This is a genomic window from Bowdeniella nasicola, assembly GCF_001907295.1.
In the GTDB taxonomy this organism is placed as follows: Bacteria; Actinomycetota; Actinomycetes; order Actinomycetales; family Actinomycetaceae; genus Bowdeniella; species Bowdeniella nasicola.
Map to the genome: position 1 here is coordinate 38,356 of NZ_MQVR01000007.1, position 15,697 is coordinate 54,052.

15 protein-coding genes are annotated in these 15,697 nt (G+C 69.0%); all 15 read right to left on the reverse strand.

The window, feature by feature from the left end:
- Positions 1-3: 3 nt before the first annotated feature.
- Positions 4-1,083: a glycosyltransferase gene (locus BSZ39_RS02220; RefSeq protein WP_073715764.1), complete on the reverse strand. Its 1,080-nt coding sequence runs from the start codon at positions 1,081-1,083 to the stop codon at positions 4-6.
- Complete coding sequence (gene murJ, locus BSZ39_RS02225) at positions 1,084-2,679, reverse strand: murein biosynthesis integral membrane protein MurJ (RefSeq protein WP_073715765.1); 1,596 nt, start codon at positions 2,677-2,679, stop codon at positions 1,084-1,086. It abuts the gene before it with no gap.
- 3 nt (positions 2,680-2,682) lie between these two features.
- Positions 2,683-3,468 carry a hypothetical protein gene (locus BSZ39_RS02230; RefSeq protein ID WP_073715766.1) on the reverse strand — a complete coding sequence of 262 codons (786 nt, stop codon included), beginning with the start codon at positions 3,466-3,468 and terminating at the stop codon, positions 2,683-2,685.
- A gap of 2 nt (positions 3,469-3,470) precedes the next feature.
- Complete coding sequence (locus BSZ39_RS02235) at positions 3,471-4,445, reverse strand: copper transporter (protein ID WP_073715767.1); 975 nt, start codon at positions 4,443-4,445, stop codon at positions 3,471-3,473.
- Between the two features lie 13 nt (positions 4,446-4,458).
- Positions 4,459-5,643, reverse strand: coding sequence for a putative cytokinetic ring protein SteA (gene steA / locus BSZ39_RS02240; RefSeq protein ID WP_222842843.1), 1,185 nt, complete (start codon positions 5,641-5,643; stop codon positions 4,459-4,461).
- Positions 5,644-5,653: 10 nt separating this feature from the next.
- Positions 5,654-7,330 (reverse strand): DNA repair protein RecN, encoded by a 1,677-nt coding sequence (recN, locus tag BSZ39_RS02245; protein ID WP_073715769.1) that lies wholly within the window; start codon positions 7,328-7,330, stop codon positions 5,654-5,656.
- 7 nt (positions 7,331-7,337) lie between these two features.
- Positions 7,338-8,168 carry an NAD kinase gene (locus BSZ39_RS02250; protein WP_073715770.1) on the reverse strand — a complete coding sequence of 277 codons (831 nt, stop codon included), beginning with the start codon at positions 8,166-8,168 and terminating at the stop codon, positions 7,338-7,340.
- Complete coding sequence (locus BSZ39_RS02255) at positions 8,165-9,010, reverse strand: TlyA family RNA methyltransferase (RefSeq protein ID WP_073715771.1); 846 nt, start codon at positions 9,008-9,010, stop codon at positions 8,165-8,167. The genes BSZ39_RS02250 and BSZ39_RS02255 overlap by 4 nt, the downstream gene beginning before the upstream one ends.
- Positions 9,010-9,171, reverse strand: coding sequence for a hypothetical protein (locus BSZ39_RS13820; protein ID WP_158025072.1), 162 nt, complete (start codon positions 9,169-9,171; stop codon positions 9,010-9,012). Before BSZ39_RS13820 ends, BSZ39_RS02255 begins: the two co-directional genes overlap by 1 nt.
- Positions 9,168-10,172, reverse strand: coding sequence for an HAD-IIA family hydrolase (locus tag BSZ39_RS02260; protein WP_073715772.1), 1,005 nt, complete (start codon positions 10,170-10,172; stop codon positions 9,168-9,170). Before BSZ39_RS02260 ends, BSZ39_RS13820 begins: the two co-directional genes overlap by 4 nt.
- Positions 10,173-10,174: 2 nt before the next feature.
- Positions 10,175-11,452: a hypothetical protein gene (locus BSZ39_RS02265; protein ID WP_073715773.1), complete on the reverse strand. Its 1,278-nt coding sequence runs from the start codon at positions 11,450-11,452 to the stop codon at positions 10,175-10,177.
- 81 nt (positions 11,453-11,533) lie between these two features.
- The gene (locus BSZ39_RS02270) at positions 11,534-12,664 is read right to left on the reverse strand and encodes a glycoside hydrolase family 27 protein (RefSeq protein ID WP_083602871.1); all 1,131 of its coding nucleotides are present in this window, start codon (positions 12,662-12,664) and stop codon (positions 11,534-11,536) included.
- 4 nt (positions 12,665-12,668) lie between these two features.
- Entirely contained in the window at positions 12,669-13,958 is a 1,290-nt protein-coding gene (locus BSZ39_RS02275) for an MFS transporter (protein ID WP_073715775.1), read from the reverse strand.
- A 7-nt stretch (positions 13,959-13,965) separates the two neighbouring features.
- A complete protein-coding gene (locus tag BSZ39_RS02280; RefSeq protein WP_073715776.1) occupies positions 13,966-15,303 on the reverse strand; it encodes a glycoside hydrolase family 1 protein in 1,338 nt (445 codons plus the stop codon).
- 36 nt (positions 15,304-15,339) lie between these two features.
- Positions 15,340-15,567 (reverse strand): hypothetical protein, encoded by a 228-nt coding sequence (locus tag BSZ39_RS02285; RefSeq protein WP_073715777.1) that lies wholly within the window; start codon positions 15,565-15,567, stop codon positions 15,340-15,342.
- Positions 15,568-15,697: the final 130 nt, after the last annotated feature.

Sequence of the window (15,697 nt, forward strand, 5' to 3'; positions counted from 1 at the left end):
AGTTTATCGCGTCTGCGCCCCTGATTGTAGCGGCGGGAAGAGGCGAAGCTCATTCGTGAGCTGGTCCGCAAGACCTGCAAGAGTCGGCAACTGACTCGCGCGTTTTATGCTCATCTTTTCGCGTTCCTCTCGCAGCGTGTCGTCGTCGAGCAGAATGTCGATCGCGGCGGCGAGGGCTTCGGCGCTCGGTTCGACGAGCGGGTAGTCCTCTCCGAGGACGACGCCCGTGCCGCCGACGTCGGTCGCGACGATGGCCGCGCCGGCGTGCAGCGCTTCTTGGATCGCGACGGGCTGGCCCTCCCAGCGCGAGGTTTGCACCACGAGGGTGGCCGAACGCAGCAGGCTCGCGATGTCATCGCGGCGGCCGAGGAGTTCGACGGGCAGGTTGCGGTGCTCGGTCTCGGCGCGCAGCGCTTCGCGCATCGGTCCATCGCCCGCGACGAGCCACTGGAGCTTCGGCTGGGACTGAACAAGGATCTCGGCGGCGTCGAGCAGCAGGTCGAGACCCTTTTGGTGGCTGAGCCGCCCGACCGTGAGCAGCGTCGGGGATTGCGAGCGCGCGGGAGTCGGCGCGATCGTCGGGTCGGGCGCGGCGGGCACGATCGCGAGGTCGGCGAGCGCCCCGAGGGACTCGGCCTTGGCGACGAGATCCGGGGAGACGCCGAGGATGCGGTCGGCGCCGGAGGCGACGATGCGAAAGAGCGCCTCGCCGGTGGCGCGCACGGCGGTGGAGCCGACGGGCATGTTGTGCAGCGTGACGACGATGCGCGGCGGGTCGGTCAGGCCGATGCAAGCGAGGACGGCGAGCGCGCCCGCGCGCAGGGTGTGGGCGTGGATGACGTCGCAGCTGCGCGCCCAGCGGCGTACGAGCGCCAGGCTCGCGGCGTCGCGTGCGGAGGGGCGCGTCGAGACCTGGATCGGCACGGTGCGGGCGCCCGCGAGTTCGGCGTCGGTGAGGGAGTCGATGACGGAGGTGGGCGCGAGCAGCGCGACCTGGTGGTCGGCGCCGAGCAGCCCGAGCACGTCGATGAGGTGGGAGCGCACTCCCCCGGCGGTCGTTCCGGTCATTTCGATGAGGCGCATTTACACCGACACCGCCTTCAGGACGTTGCGATCAGTGAGGCAGACGGCGCCCGCGACAAGCGCGAGCGGGATGAGAGCGCCGACCGCGGCGGCGACGAGCGCGATCGGCACCGACGGGCCAAGGATGGCGGTGGCTGCGAGGTGGCCGATGCCGGCCCCGAGCGCGGCCGGGATGAGCGCGATGGCGGCGGAGCGGGCGAGCCCCGCGACGGCTTCGCGGCCGGCGGCGCGCACGACGCCGAGCGAAAGGATGACGGCCGCGATGCTGAGGCCGATGACGTGGGCGATGCCGAACGCGATGAGCGTGTCGGTGCGTGAGCCGTCCTCGCCGCGCACGAGGAGGACGCCGATGATCGACGCGAGCGCGACGCCGCCCCAGCCGACGATCCCGGCAACGCCCGCCAGCGCGGTGCGCTCGAGCGCGTATAGGACGCGCGTGAAGTGCAGCAGGAGCGCGTAGCCGGGCAGGGCGGGCGCGAAGGCGTAGATCGCGAAGGCCATCTCGTCGCCGACGCGAAAGAGCGTCGGGATCGCGGGGGCGGAGGCGATGAGGACGCCGACCCCGGCGAGCGAGACGGCGAGGATGAGGCGCGTGGAGCGGGTCGTGAGCTGGGCGGCGCGGACGGACTCCCCCGCGGCCGCGGCGCCGGAGAGCGCCGGGAAGACGGCGGTTACGATCGGGACGACGCCGATCGCGTACGGCAGGACGTAGACGGCCTGGGCGAGTTGGAAGATCGAGAGGGTTCCGGCATCTCCCCCGAACGGTGAGAGCCACAGAATCGCGACGACGGAGGCCTGCTGGGCGAGCAGGACGCCGATGCCCGCGGTGGCGAGCCGGCCCGCGCGCTTTGCCGCTCCCGGTGGGAAGGAGAACGTCGGGCGCCAGCGCACGCCGAGCCGGTGGGCGGGGAAGAACAGCGGCAGCGACAGGGCCGCGACCCCGAGCGTCGTGCCCCACCCCAGGACCGAGACCGCGAGGTCGGACAGCGCTCCGGGGTCCTTTTGGTTGCCTGCCGCGAGGACACCGAACCACAGGTAGGAGGCGATGACGACGAGGGAGGACAGCAGCGGCGCGGTCGCGGGCCAGAAGAAGGCACGGTGAGCCTGCAGGATGCCCGAGAGCACGATCGAGATGCCGTACAGCGGGATCTGCCAGGCGAAGATCGCGAGCAGGCGCGCCATCAGCGCGTACTGGTCGGCGGCGAGTTCGGGCGTGGCGCCCGCGGGCGGCGGCAGCAGATGCGCGATCGGCTCCGCGGCCGCCCAGACAATGACGGCGAGCGGGATGAGAATCGCGAGCGTCGTGGTGAGCAGCGCGGAGGCGGTCCGGTTGACGTCCTTGGACAGTTTCGTCGCGAGCGGCGAGGCGATGAGGGGCACGACGACCCCAGCGAGGGCGCCGCCGGCCACGACCTCGAATAGGACGTTCGGGATCTGGTTCGCCGCGGCATAGCCGCCCGCGGTGGGCGAGCCGCCGTGCAGCGTCCAGGACTGGACGAGCCAGCGCACAAAGCCGACCAGGCGGGAGGCCAGCGTGATGATCGCGATCATCGAGGCGGCCCCGACGATCGACGTCAGGAGCGGGCGGCGCGCCATGGGTTAGCTCCGGCCCCACATATCGATGGCGGAAAGCGCCGGGTTTGCGTCGATGACGGCGGAAAACGAGACTTTTTCGCTCGCGAGGATGAGGCCGACGAAGGACGCGGCGAGCGCGAGGCGCGCGGACCGGGAGGGCAGGCGCGCGAGCAGAGCGCCGATCGAGGCGCCGAGCGCATTGGCGCCGGTATCACCGAGCATCGTGCGGCCCTTCAGGTCGCCCGGCAGCGCGGCGGCGATCGCGCCCGCGAGGCCCGCGGCGTGGCTGCGGCGGTGCGAGCCGAGCGCGGTGAGCAGCGCGCCGACCTTCAGAGCGCGGCCGGGGCGCAGGTCGAAGAGGTTCATGAGGTTCGCTCCCCCGGCGATGAGCGCCGCATCGGTCGCGATATCGACGACGTGGGCGCCGCCATCGCGCTCGCGGGCGATCATCGTCGCCGCGACGAGCGCGGCGGCCGAGATGCCGAGGAGCTTCGCGCCGCCCGTGGTGAGCTGGCCGCGCGACAGGGCCTGCAGGTGGCCCTTCAGGCCTTTGGCGCTCGTGTCCTCGCGGTGGTCATCGAGCGCGCCGAGCGCGCCCGCAGCGCAGGCTGCGAGCAGGGCGGGGTCATCGCGCACGAGCAGCGCGGTCGTCGCGCACGAGACGGCGACGCCGGTCCCCTCCGACAGGCTCACGGGCTCACCCGCGTGGTTGGTGCGGACGAAGACGTCGCGAGTTTGTCCCTCGTCGAGGGTCTTCGCGGTGAAAGCCGTGACGGTGCCACCGGCGAGGGCGGCGAGGAGGGCGGGCATCGCTACTCTCCGCCCGTCGGGCTCTCGCTCGGGGCGGGCTCGCTCGGCACGGGGGTGTGCGGGGCGAGTGGGCTCGCCGCGCCGGTCTCGATGCCGTATTGGCCCTTCGTGCCGGTGATCGCCGCCGCGAGCGCGCGCGGGACGTTGATCGACGCGACGGGCGTACCGACGGAGTCGACGGCGGTCATGGTCTCCACGAGCGCGGAGGCCCGCAGGACGCTGACGAGGTCGGTATCGGCGGTCGCGGAGCCGACGAGCACCGTCGGCATGACATCGGCGATACCCTGCGCGAGGCGCGCATAGGCGAGGTCGGCCTCGCGCACCTTGGCGGCGTCTTCGGCCTTGACCTGGGTGTGTGGCGGGCCGATGACGACGGCGGCCGTGGGCTTGTGGCTCGCCTCGGCGACGACGGTGACGAACGGCGGGTCGTTCTTCGTGAGGAATTCGTGCAGCGTCGCGGCGTTCTCGTTGCCCTGCTTGCCCTTGGCGAAGGACTGGGCGAGGGCCTGGCCGAGGATCTCCTCGGTCGTGGCGTCGGCCGCGGGCTGCTTCGCGAGGTAGCCGGTGAGCTGGGAGGCGAACGAGGAGCGGAAGGCCGCGGTATCGGGGTTGACGATCGCGTCGGAGACCGTGGAATGCGCGACGACCTCGGCGCCCGCCTGGGTGAGGGCGGCGCTCACGGCGTCGATATCGCCGGCGCCCGGTAGGGTCACGATCGTGACCTTCTGGCCCGCGAGCAGGCCGGTGACGGCCTCGTTTTGGACGGCGCCGAGTACATCGCCGCGGCCGGTGACCTCGCGCTGGGTCTTGTCGAGATCCTTGCGCAGGTTATCGCGGTCGGTGCGCAGCTCCTGGACTTGACCGGTGAGGGTGTCGGAGATGCCTTCGCGAAGCGGTCCGGCACCGAGCACGATCCCCACCGCGAGCGCGAGGAAGACCGAGATCAGTGAGACGAGGTGGTAGCGAAAATCAATCATGGATACCTACGTGTCAAGAGGAGCTAAAAAGTTGCCGGATGAAGTTCCACAGGTCGTCCAACCACGCGCCGGATAGCCCGAGGAGGGTCTGGCCCGCGGTCGTGGAGATGATGGCGACGAGCAGCGCGACGATCCCCGCGAACGCGAGGAGGAAGAGCTGCCAGGTGGAGATGCGGGTGCGGTACAGGCGCGAGACGCCCTTCGCGTCGACGAGTTTGGAGCCGACGCGCAGCCGGGTGAGGAACGTCGAGGACATGCCCGCACGCCCCTTGTCGAGGAATTCGATGAGGGTGGCGTGGGTGCCGACGGCGACGACGAGTTCGGCGCCGCGCTCGTCGGCGAGCAACATCGCGATGTCCTCGCTCGTGCCGGCGGCGGGGAAGACGACGTGGTCGACGCCGAGGTTCTCGACGCGGGATTTGCCGGGCGCGCGGCCATCACGATAGGCGTGCACGACGATCTCGGCGCCCGATTGCAGGGCCTTGTCGGATACGGAGTCCATATCGCCGACGATCATGTCGGGCGTGAAGCCTGCTTCGAAGACCGCGTCGGCGCCGCCGTCGACACCGATGATGATCGGCTTGTATTCGCGCACGTATGAGCGCAGCATCGTGAGGTCTTCTTTGTAGTGGTAGCCGCGTACGACGATGAGCGCGTGGCGGCCCTCGAAGTTCGTTTTCACGTCGGGGATGCCGACGCCGTCGAGCAGCAGGTCGCGCTCGCGGTTCAAGTAGTCCATCGTGTTCGCGGCGAATGCCTCGAGCTGATGGGACAGCCCGGCGCGGGAGGCCTGCATGTTTTCGGCGAGCTTTGCGGCCGTGAGCATGGAACCCGCGGCGACGAGTTCGTCGCCCGCGTAGACCTCCTCGCCCGAGATGCGGACCTCTTGGCCGTCGCGCAGGTCCATGACGGTGCCGCCGAGGTCGTCGATGAGCGGGATGCCCGCGTCGAGCAGGATGCCGGGTCCGAGGTTCGGGTAGCGGCCCGTCGTCGATTTGGCCGCGTTGAGCACGGCCGCGGGGCGCGCGAGCACGAGGCCCTCGGCGGCGACCCGATCGAGGTCGGCGTGGTCGATCACAGCGATCGAGCCGGGCGTGAGGCGCTTCGTGAGGTATTTCGTGCGCGGGTCGACCTGGACCGGACCGGTGATGGTCCCATCGTCGGCAACGACCGCCGGGGAGCGGCGGGAAGAAAACAGTCTCACGGGGCTATCGTGCCACGGTTGCGGCCCGGATCAGCTCATTGGCATGCGAAAGTGCGACATCCGAGTCGGTTCCGCCGAGCATGCGCGCGACCTCCGCCGTGCGCTCGCTACCACTCACTTCGCTCGCGCTCGTGGTCGCGCCGGAGGCGTCTTCGTCCTTGCGGATGACGATGTGGCCGGCGGCGAACGCGGCGACCTGGGCGACGTGGGTGACGACGATGACCTGGTGGTGGGCGGCGAGGCGGGCGAGGCGGGCGCCGACGCGGGTGGCGGTCTCGCCGCCGATGCCGGCGTCGATCTCATCGAAGACGAACGTGCGAGGCGGCTGGGACGCGGCGATGCAGACTTCGAGTGCGAGCATGAGGCGGGAGAGCTCGCCGCCGGAAGCACCCTGCGCGAGCGGCACGAAGGCCGCCTTTGCGTGCGCGGACAGCTCGAAGGCGATGCGGTCGGCGCCGTGCGGCGCGGGCTCGATCTCCTCCAGCCAGATGCGCACGCGCGCGTTCGGCATCGCGAGGCCGGCGAGCTCGGCCGTGATCGCCTCGCCGAGTTCCTTTCCGGCGGCCGCGCGGGCGCAGGTGAGGGCCTTCGCGGCGGCGGCGAGCGCTGCGGCGGTCTCGCGGGCGGCCTTTTCGGCCTCGGCCATGGCCGCGGGCGAATCGTCGATCGCGTGCAGCTCTGCCTTGGCCGACTCGCGCCAGGCAAGTGCGTCGGAGATTTTGGGGCCGTACAGGCGCAGCAGCTGGGTGATCGCGGCGCGGCGCGCGTGGATCTGGTCGAGCTCGCCGGGCGCGACGTCGAGGTCGGACAGGTAGCTCGACAGGTGCGCGGCGACGTCGGCGAGCAGCGTTCCCGCATCGGAGAGTTGGGAGAGCTGCGGCTCTAGCGTCTCGTCGACCTGGCTCGCCTGCGTGAGGGCCCGTTCGGCCTCCGCGAGGACATTGGTGGCCGCGTCCTCGCGGGCCGTGAGCAGGCCGTAGGCGTTTTCGACGCCGCGGCGCAGCTCGTCGATATTGGTGAGGCGTTCGGCGCGCGCCTTCAGCGCCTCGTCCTCCCCTACCTCGGGTTCGACCTCGTCGATCGCGGCGATCCCCGCGTTTAGGGCGGCGGCGCGCTGGGCGCGTTCGGTCGAGGACTCCTGCAGGCCCGCGAGATGGTCGCGCGCGGCCTTCGCGGCCCGGTACGCCTCGCGGTAGGTGGCCAGTGCCGCGGCGATGGCATCGCCGCCATAGCCGTCGAGGATCGCGCGCTGTTGGGCTTCGCTGCGCAGTTTCAGCTGCTCGGACTGGCCGTGGATCGTGAGGTAGCGTTCGGCGACCTCGGCGAGCACCCCGGCGGGCACGGGCCGCCCGGCGAGCATCGCGCGCGCCCGACCGCTCGCGGGCACGGTGCGCGAGATGAGCAGGGCGTCATCGTCGAGCTCCCCGTCGACCCCGTCGGCAATCGTCTGCAGCGCGGCGGCGTCGGCCGGATCGGTGAGGACTGCGTCGACGGTGGCGCGCTCGGCACCGGCGCGCACGCGGGAGGACTCGGCGCGTTCGCCCGCGATGAGCCCGATCGCGGTGAGCAGCATCGTTTTACCGGCGCCGGTCTCGCCTGTGATGACCGTGAGGCCCTCGGCGAGGGACAGGTCAGCGCGGGCGATGACGCCGATATTCGTGCACGTGAGCTTTTCGATCATGAACGCGTCAGGATTTATCGGGGTGTTTCCAGGAGCGGACGGGCAGTTTGAATTTTGCCACGAGGCGGCCTGAGAAGGGCGATGTCCACAGGCGTGCCAGGTGGACGGGCTCGGCCGAGCGCCGGATTTCGATGTGGGAGCCGACGGGCGCGGCAAGGGAGCGGCGGCCATCGCACCACAGTTCGCCGTCGACGAAGCCGGTCTCGTTCATGACGACGGTGATGATCGAATCGGGTGCGACGACGAGCGGGCGAGCGAACAGCGCGTGCGCGGCGATGGGCACGATGAGCAGGGCCTCGACGTCGGGCCAGACGACGGGCCCGCCCGCGGAAAACGCGTAGGCGGTCGACCCGGTCGGGGTGGACACGACGAGCGCGTCGCAGGAGTAGGAGGAGATCGGGTGCTCGTCAACGCCGATCGTGAGGTCGACCATCCGGGCGCGTTCGACCTTGTCGAGCGCGAGTTCGTTCAGCGCCCAGCCCTCTTCGGTGGACCCGTCGGGCTGGGTGACGGTGACGGCGAGCGTCGTGCGGGTCTCGACGGTGTACTCGCCCGCGACGAGGCGGGACACGACATCGGAGAGCGATTCGGGATCGGCCTCAGCGAGGAAGCCCACGTGGCCGAAATTCACGCCGATGACGGGGATCTCCGTGCCGCGCACGCCCTCGGCGGCGCGTAGGATCGTGCCGTCGCCGCCGAGCACGAGGACGACGTCGGAGGTTTTGAGGTCTTCTTCACCGACGACGCGACCGCCGGCTTCTTCGATGAGCCGCGTGACCATGGGAATGCGGGCCCGGTCGGCCTCGGCGGCACGGCAGACGATGCCGATGGTCTTCACGGGGCGCTCCTTCCCGCCGGTCCATCGGCGATGGCGGCCCGGATCGCGGCCGCCAGATCATCGCCGGTGAGCGCGGGCCGCGGCGGGTGCACCTTGGGCCCGGCGAGGGCGATGAAGTATTCGACGTTACCGGCCGGCCCCGGCAGCGGGGACGGCGCGACCGCCCACAGCCGCAATCCGGCGTCGAGCGAGCTGGCGGCGACCGCGGCGACCGTCTCGTAGTGCATCTCGGGATCGCGCACGACGGCGCCCTTGGGCAGCCGGTCCTTGCCGATCTCGAACTGGGGTTTGACCATGAGCAGGTACATCGCGTCGCTCGCGACCGACCGCGCGAGCGCGGGGATCACGAGGGTGAGCGAAATGAACGACAGGTCCGCGACGACGAGACTCGGCGCGGGCGCAATGTCCGCGGCCTCGAGGTGGCGCACGTTCGTGCGGTCGTGGACCTCGACGCGGTCATCGGATTGCAGCCGCCAATCCAGCTGGCCGTAGCCGACGTCGACCGCGACGACGCTCGCCGCGCCGCGGCGCAGCAGCACGTCGGTGAATCCGCCCGTGGACGCTCCGGCGTCCAGGGCCCGCACGCCCTCGATGACAGGCGCATCATCGCCTAAGTATTCGAGCGCGCCTAGGAGCTTGTGGGCACCGCGCGAGGCCCACCGCTCGCCGGCGGCTTCGATGACTTCGATCGCCTGGGCGGGGTTGACCTGCCGCGCGACCTTGTCGACTTTCGTCCCGTCGAGGGTGACGCGGCCGGCCTCGATGAGGTCGCGCGCATGCGTGCGCGAGGTGGCGAGGTTGCGGCGCACGAGTTCCGCATCGATCCGGGCCAGCTTCGCCATTAGCGCTCCTGCTCGCCTCGGCTCAGGGTATCGGTGAGGCGCTCGTGGATGGCCGTGAAGACCTCCGGGTGCTGCTCGAGCGGGGTGTCCTCGAGCGAGGCGAGAAGCTCGGCGGGGCTCGCGGTTTGCCGCGCGTGGTCCTTCGGGGTCGGCTGGCTCATGATGTCACCGTAAAAATCGGGGCTTCGATACTCTCGCCCGCATCAGCGGCGTGCCAGGCCGCAGCAACGAGCGCGCGGTAGGTATAGCGGTCCACGGCGACGCCGTCGGCGAGGACCTGGTCGTCACCGACCGTGAGTCGTCCGCCGGTGACTTTGGCGCTCGCATCGCCGCACGTGGCGCGCCCGTCGGCAGCCACCTCGGCCGCCTCGTAGGGCTCGGTGAGCTCAGTGAGGTCGAGCAACTGATAGGTGGGGCGCTCGTGCGGCGCCGCGAGCACGACATCGCGGGCATCGCTCACGCCCGTGAGGACGTGGACGGTCGGGAGCTTGGCCGCCACTCCCCCGGCGATGTCGGTATTGAGCCGGTCGCCGATGACGACGGGGGCGCTAGCCCCGTGTTTGGCGGCGGTCGCGAGGAAGATCTCGGGCTCCGGCTTGCCGGTCGAGGTCGGCGTGATGCCGGTGGCGTTGACGACGGCGGCGACGAGCGAGCCGTTGCCGATCTCAAAGCCGCGCTCGGTGGGCAGCGTCGAGTCGAGGTTCGTCGCAATGTGCTCCGCGCCCGCGTTGATCGCGAGGACCGCCTCCGACAGCTGCGCCCACCCCACGTCCTTGGCGAGACCTTGCACGACGACGTCGGGCCGGTCGGCCGCGGATTCGGTCAGGCGCATGTCCTCGTTCGTCAGGGCCTCGCGTAGCCCGTCGCCACCGACCACGAGGACGAGCGTGCCGCGCTCGTAGCGCTTCGCGCACAGGTACGCGGCGGCCATTGCCGAGGTCATGATCTGCTCGGGCGGGGTCGGCACGCCGAGGCCACTCAGGTGGTCGGCGACCTGGCCCGGTGTGCGCGAGGCGTTATTGGTGACGAACACGAACGGCAGGCCCGCCTCCCGCGCCGCCGCGATACCGGTAACGGCGCTCGGGATCGGGTTCTGCCCGTGGAAGGCGACCCCGTCGAGGTCGCACAGCGCCAGGTCGAACTGGGAGCCGAGTGCGCTCATGGCTACTCGTCTTCGACGAGGGTGATCTCCTCGTCGATCGCTTCACCTTCGGGGCCTTCGGCGCCGAGCACGTCCGGGTCGAGACGGAGCGCCTCGGCGCGGGCCGCTTCGGCCTCCTCGGTGCGCTCGAGTTCTTCTAGCCGGTCGGCCTTCACCGACAGCAGCCGAGCCTTCAGGTCATCGTCATAGGACTGCGTGAGCTCGTCCTCGACGACGAGCAGGCCCGCTTCGCTTTCGCCCAGGTCGGAGCGCGCGCCGGATTCGACGAGCGCGAGTTCGACCCTGAACTGGTCGGTGAGCGTGTCCCGGTCGACCTCGGAAATGACTTCCAGAGCCCGCTCGGGCCGGCCCATGCCGCGCTCGCAGTCGGCCTCGATCACGACGTGCGCGTTCGTCCCGGTGAGGCGCCGCAGCGCGTGGATCTCGCGCAGCGCGAGGTTATAGGCGCCGACGGCGTAGGACGTCATCGCGAGGGCCTCGCGCACGATGCCGACGCGGCCACCGTGACGCTGCGCGGCGAGCGCGTGCTCGTGGGCGGTCTGCGGGTCGTCGTTCAGCAGCGCGCCCGCCATGACGAGGTGACGCGCCACGAGGTCGCCGTTTTCCTTCGACAGCGTCTGCAGATGCTTACGCATCGCCGGATCCAGCAGGTCCGGCGTGATCTCCTCGCTCAGCTCCGGGTCCCCCTTGGTGTTGATCGGGGCCTCGTCGCGCTGGTCGCGGTCCCGGAACTGGCGGTCCTTGCGATCTCCTAAGTCCTTACGGTAGCCACCCCGGCGGTCATCGCGATCGCTGCCGCGCCGGTAGCCGCCACGACGATCATCCCGATCACCATGGTCCTTGCGGTATCCACCGCGCCGATCGTCGCGATCGCCAAAGTTTTTGCGATAGCCGCCGCGGCGACCATCCCGATCCCCGAAATCCTTCCGGTACCCACCACGACGGTCATCGCGGTCCCCATAGGACTTGCGGTAGCCGCCACGACGATCATCCCGGTCGCCAAAGTCCTTGCGGTACCCACCACGACGGTCATCGCGGTCCCCATAGGACTTGCGGTAGCCGCCACGACGATCATCCCGATCGCCCCAGCTCTTGCGATAACCACCACGGCGATCATCACGATCCCCGTAGTTCTTGCGGTACCCGCCACGGCGGTCGTCCCGGTCCCCGTAGGATCCCGAACTCTTCCGGTAACGGTCCCTGCCCTCGCGGTTGCCTCGGGGCTTGTCGTATCGATCGCCGTCGTCGTTGCGGCGGTCGGAAGAGTCGTGTTCGTTCATGGTGTCCTCTATCGGGTTATCTACTCCCCTAAGCCTAATGGACGGACCGCGTCCAGACAGGAATGGGCGGCATCGGTGATCTCACAACCTGCGCAGCTCAGATCCGTAACCCGGGAGCCCGCCGCGCCACCGCCACGAAGTATTAACACGTAATCGCACGCGTTCGCCTGCAAGGCTCCGCTCGTAGACATCAACGGCTCCCTCCTGAGCCACCAGCTCCGCACAGCTCACGTCCGCGTGCTGGCTGACCGCCAGTGCCTCGGGGTTGCGCAGCGCCGCGACGACGGGATCGGTCGCGGCCAGCTGACGAAGGTCGGTGCCAATCATGAGCGGGGAGGCAAGCATGGCCCACAGCAGCAAGTGGGTGCGGTCGAGCTCGCGGCGCAAGCGTGCTGGCAGGGCGACGTTGCCGACCTGGAGCATGTCGGCGTCGCCCACATGCCCGGGGCGGGTCGCGGCTCCGTGAGCGGCGCTCGCGCGGGCAATGGCGAAGATGGCGGACGGCCGCGCGGCGATATCCGGGGTCATCCGCCAGGAGTTCGCGAATTGGCCCGCCCACCGCCACGGCTCGCTTTCGCCGTACTCGCTGATCGAATACGTCATCTCGCGGGCCGAGTCTTCGATCAGGTGCCCCATGAGGGCAAATGCCTCGCGGCGCTCGGTATAGGCGGTGCCGATTTCGGCTCGACACCAGTCGTATTTCAGGTAGTCCACGCCCCAGTCGAGCAGTTGGCTCAGGTCGGCCGCTTCGCTCCGATAAGAGCCGAGGTCGCCGCTCGCGGGCGGTGCCGAGACGTCGGCGATATCCGGTGCCAGCAGCCCGAGGCGAGCGCGAAGCGTGATAGGCCATCGCGGTCTGCTCGCGGCTCCGCTGCGGGTCGTGCGCCCGTAGGCATCCCAATACTGCGCGCAAGTACGCCGCCCCGGAGCCAGGTAGAGGCCAAACTTCAAGCCGCGGGCGTGCAGCTGTTCTCCGAGCCAGGCCATTCCGCGCGGGAACCGCCGGGGACACGCCCGCAACGCGCCTGCGCCGTCGCGCTCGGGCGCCTGCCAGCCGTCATCGACGACGACGGTGTCGTAGCCGGACTCGACCAGTCCGAGGCGGATGAGGGCGTCGGCGTTGGCGAGTATGACGTGCTGGTTGATGTCGTAACAGCGATAGGCATTCCACGAGTTCCACCCCATTGTCGGCGCCGGGCGCGTACTCAGCATGCCACTAGCGCGAGCCCCGGACGGCGAGCACGCTGATCGCGCCAATGACGGCTAACAGCCCGGAGATCAGGTACAGGCCCGGGTAGCCGCCGAGCACGAGGAGTGCGAATGCGGCGAGGACGGGCGAGGCGAGGTTCGGGAGCGCGACGGCCATCGACATGAACCCAATGTCGCGCCCGCGCGTGTTGGCATACGGCAGCACCTGGTTGATGAGTGCCTGATCGATCGCCGTAAACGTCCCCCAGCTCGCTCCGAGCACGACGGCGGCGATGATGACGGCAGTAAAGGAATGCGCGAACGCCATGACGAGACAGGCACCCGCGAGGCCCAGGCAGCTGAAGAACACGAAGGGTTTCCGCACGCCGGCCGCATCCGAGGCTCGGCCAGAAAGGATGGAGGCACCGATGACGACGACCGCGTAGATCACGGTCAGGATGAGGACTCCCTGGTCGGGGTCGGCGAGCTTGATGTGGTCGCGCAGGTAGTACAGCAGGTAGAACAGCGCGACGGTGTTGCCGAGCGTCGCCGCGAGTCGGGAGATAAACACCCACATGAAGTCTCGGTAGTCGGCGAGCGACCGCGCCGCCGTTTCTGTGCGGTGGGTGAACCCGCCGACGAGTTCGGCGTCCATGACGGCTCCTCGGCTCGCCGCTGTGAGCGCCGAGGATTCCGCGACCTGGTCGTCCTGGGTGGGCAGCACCGAGGCCTTGTTATGCCAGATGAGGTACGGAACGCACAGCGCGAGCAGCAGGGCCGCACTCGCGAGATACGCGGCGACGAGCGGCAACGATTCGCCGAGCAGGGTTCCGACGACGAGTGCCATCGTCCAGCCGATGCCCATCACGCCGGAGACGACGCCGTACTGCTGACGCGAGACCCGGTCGGGCGGAATCGCCTGCGACGCATTCACCGCCGCCGCGATAAAGATCTGGAAGGCCGCCCACCCGATGACGAGCAGCACGTAGTTGGGGCTGAAGGCGAGAGCGACGAGGCTCGCGGCAGCACACACCGCACCGATGACGATCCAGGGCGCCCGCCGGCCGAACCGCGTGCGCGTCTTATCGGACAGGATGCCGACGAGCGGGCTGACGACGAGTCCTAGCAGGCCGCCGAGCGACATGATGAAAGCGAACCGCGCCTCCTTGTCCTCCGGATGCCAGGCGAGGATCTGGTTGGCGATGAGGAGCTGGGAGGGCGCGGACCAGGCGATGTTGATGCCGAGGTACATGACCCCGTAGGAGCCGATCCACCCCTTTGAGACGAGGGGACGATCATCGGCGAGTGTCGCGTCCATGGTCGCCCTAGGCTGTCGGGTCGGTGGCATGGTTCGTGCCGGCAGCGTTGATGGTCTCCGGGGTGCGGTAGCGCTGGCCGGAGGTGTAGGCGGCGACGATCTCGGCGTCCAGCGCATCGGCAGCGATGATGTCTCGCAGCATCCGGGCCGAGGGCTTCACGATCCGCCGGTGCGTCGGGTAGTGATGGTAGACAAGCCCGAACCGCGGGATCTCACCTTCGGACCACTCCCAGTTATCGACGAAACACCAGTGGTAATAGCGGTCAATCGGGACGTCCGAATCGAGGATCGCGGCGAGGTGGTCGGCGAGGAAGCGGGGCCGGAAGCTCTCCAGCGAGGTTTCGTCGCCGTTGTCGGCGCAGCCGTTTTCCGTGATCCATACCGGCACACCGAGCGCCTCATGCAGGGTGCGTGCGCAGACGACGAGCCCGTCGGGGCGGATCTCCCAGCCGAGATCGTTAACGGGGACACCGTCGAAGACGCCGTCGGTCAGGCCCATGACGGCGCTGCGGGTGTAGTAGTTCATCCCAATCACATCGACGTAGGTTCCGCGCCCGACCGGGGAGCGGCCGAGCAGCGGCCCGAAGATACCCTGCCCGAAGGCGCTCGTTACCATGTCCTGGAAGGCGTAGGCGTCAAAGGCGCTGAAGGCGCGGTGGATCGGATTCTTGGGGTTTTTCGGCTCGAATTCGCGCAGATGATGCGCGAACGTCACCGTAGCGTCGGGGCTGATCTCGTGGATGAGGTCATAGGCCTTCAAGTGCGCGATCGCCATGTGCCGTAGCACCGCAAGCACGTGCCTCAAGTTGACGTTGCCGGGCGGTGCTTCGCGAAGCAGGTGCGCTTGGACGGCGTAAACGTTGGGTTCGTTGATCGTGCACCATTCGGAAACAAGGTCACTGAGGGCACTCACGACGACGCGCGTGTAGCGCAGGAAGCGGTCGACGACGTGGGGGTTGGTCCATTGGCCGGCGCGCTGCAGCCAGAGTGGGTTGGAAAAGTGGTGGAGCGTGACGAGCGGCCGGATGCCCTTGTTGACCAGGTCGCTGATCTCCTCGCGGTAGCGGTCCAGGACTGCGGTCGAGAATTCGCCCGGGCTCGGTTCGATTCGCGACCATTCCAGACCGATGCGGGCAATCGGGAAGCCGAGTTCGGCCATGAGCTCGTTGTCTTCCTGCCACCGGTTCCAGTGGTCATTGGCTCGTACCGGTGAGGATCCGTCGGCGATGTGTCCGGTTTCGGCCCACTCATACCAGTTGTTGTTGGTGTCACCTCCTTCGATCTGGGTCGCTGCCGAGGCGGTTCCGATGAGGAGCCCGTTGAGGGGCCGAGGTGTCACAGTCATGCCCTCTATTATCCATGAGCGCACCCGTGATCGGCGTCAAATAGCGGTGAGGGCTTGGGGGTTTCGAATGCAGGCCGACTCGCCGGTGATGAAGCCTAGCTTTTCGTAATACGGCAGGACGTCAGCGTCACAGCACCGGTCGATGGCGCTGCTGTCCATGACCTTGATAAGCGTCCCAGCGCTTGGTGGATTAGGCCAGCCGACGAAGAATCCGTCAATCATATCGGGGGTGATAGAGCTAGATTCGGCCAGATATTGCGTCATAGCGTCATTGAAGGAGCTGGCAATAATGGCCTAGCTATGCCGGTGGCCCCACCTTGTTGGTGGGGCCACACGGTTTTGGGGTGTGTCGGCGGTGTCCTACTCTCCCACACCCCTTCGGGTGCAGTACCAT

Coding starts and splice junctions, on each gene's coding strand:
- BSZ39_RS02235 (WP_073715767.1), bottom strand. CDS start 4,445: ATGATTGATTTTCGCTACCACCTCGTCTCACTGATCTCGGTCTTCCTC.
- BSZ39_RS02285 (WP_073715777.1), bottom strand. CDS start 15,567: ATGACGCAATATCTGGCCGAATCTAGCTCTATCACCCCCGATATGATT.
- BSZ39_RS02260 (WP_073715772.1), bottom strand. CDS start 10,172: ATGAGCGCACTCGGCTCCCAGTTCGACCTGGCGCTGTGCGACCTCGAC.
- BSZ39_RS02265 (WP_073715773.1), bottom strand. CDS start 11,452: ATGAACGAACACGACTCTTCCGACCGCCGCAACGACGACGGCGATCGA.
- BSZ39_RS02255 (WP_073715771.1), bottom strand. CDS start 9,010: ATGGCGAAGCTGGCCCGGATCGATGCGGAACTCGTGCGCCGCAACCTC.
- BSZ39_RS02275 (WP_073715775.1), bottom strand. CDS start 13,958: ATGGACGCGACACTCGCCGATGATCGTCCCCTCGTCTCAAAGGGGTGG.
- BSZ39_RS02230 (WP_073715766.1), bottom strand. CDS start 3,468: ATGCCCGCCCTCCTCGCCGCCCTCGCCGGTGGCACCGTCACGGCTTTC.
- BSZ39_RS02220 (WP_073715764.1), bottom strand. CDS start 1,083: ATGCGCCTCATCGAAATGACCGGAACGACCGCCGGGGGAGTGCGCTCC.
- murJ (WP_073715765.1), bottom strand. CDS start 2,679: ATGGCGCGCCGCCCGCTCCTGACGTCGATCGTCGGGGCCGCCTCGATG.
- recN (WP_073715769.1), bottom strand. CDS start 7,330: ATGATCGAAAAGCTCACGTGCACGAATATCGGCGTCATCGCCCGCGCT.
- BSZ39_RS13820 (WP_158025072.1), bottom strand. CDS start 9,171: ATGAGCCAGCCGACCCCGAAGGACCACGCGCGGCAAACCGCGAGCCCC.
- BSZ39_RS02280 (WP_073715776.1), bottom strand. CDS start 15,303: ATGACTGTGACACCTCGGCCCCTCAACGGGCTCCTCATCGGAACCGCC.
- BSZ39_RS02270 (WP_083602871.1), bottom strand. CDS start 12,664: ATGCTGAGTACGCGCCCGGCGCCGACAATGGGGTGGAACTCGTGGAAT.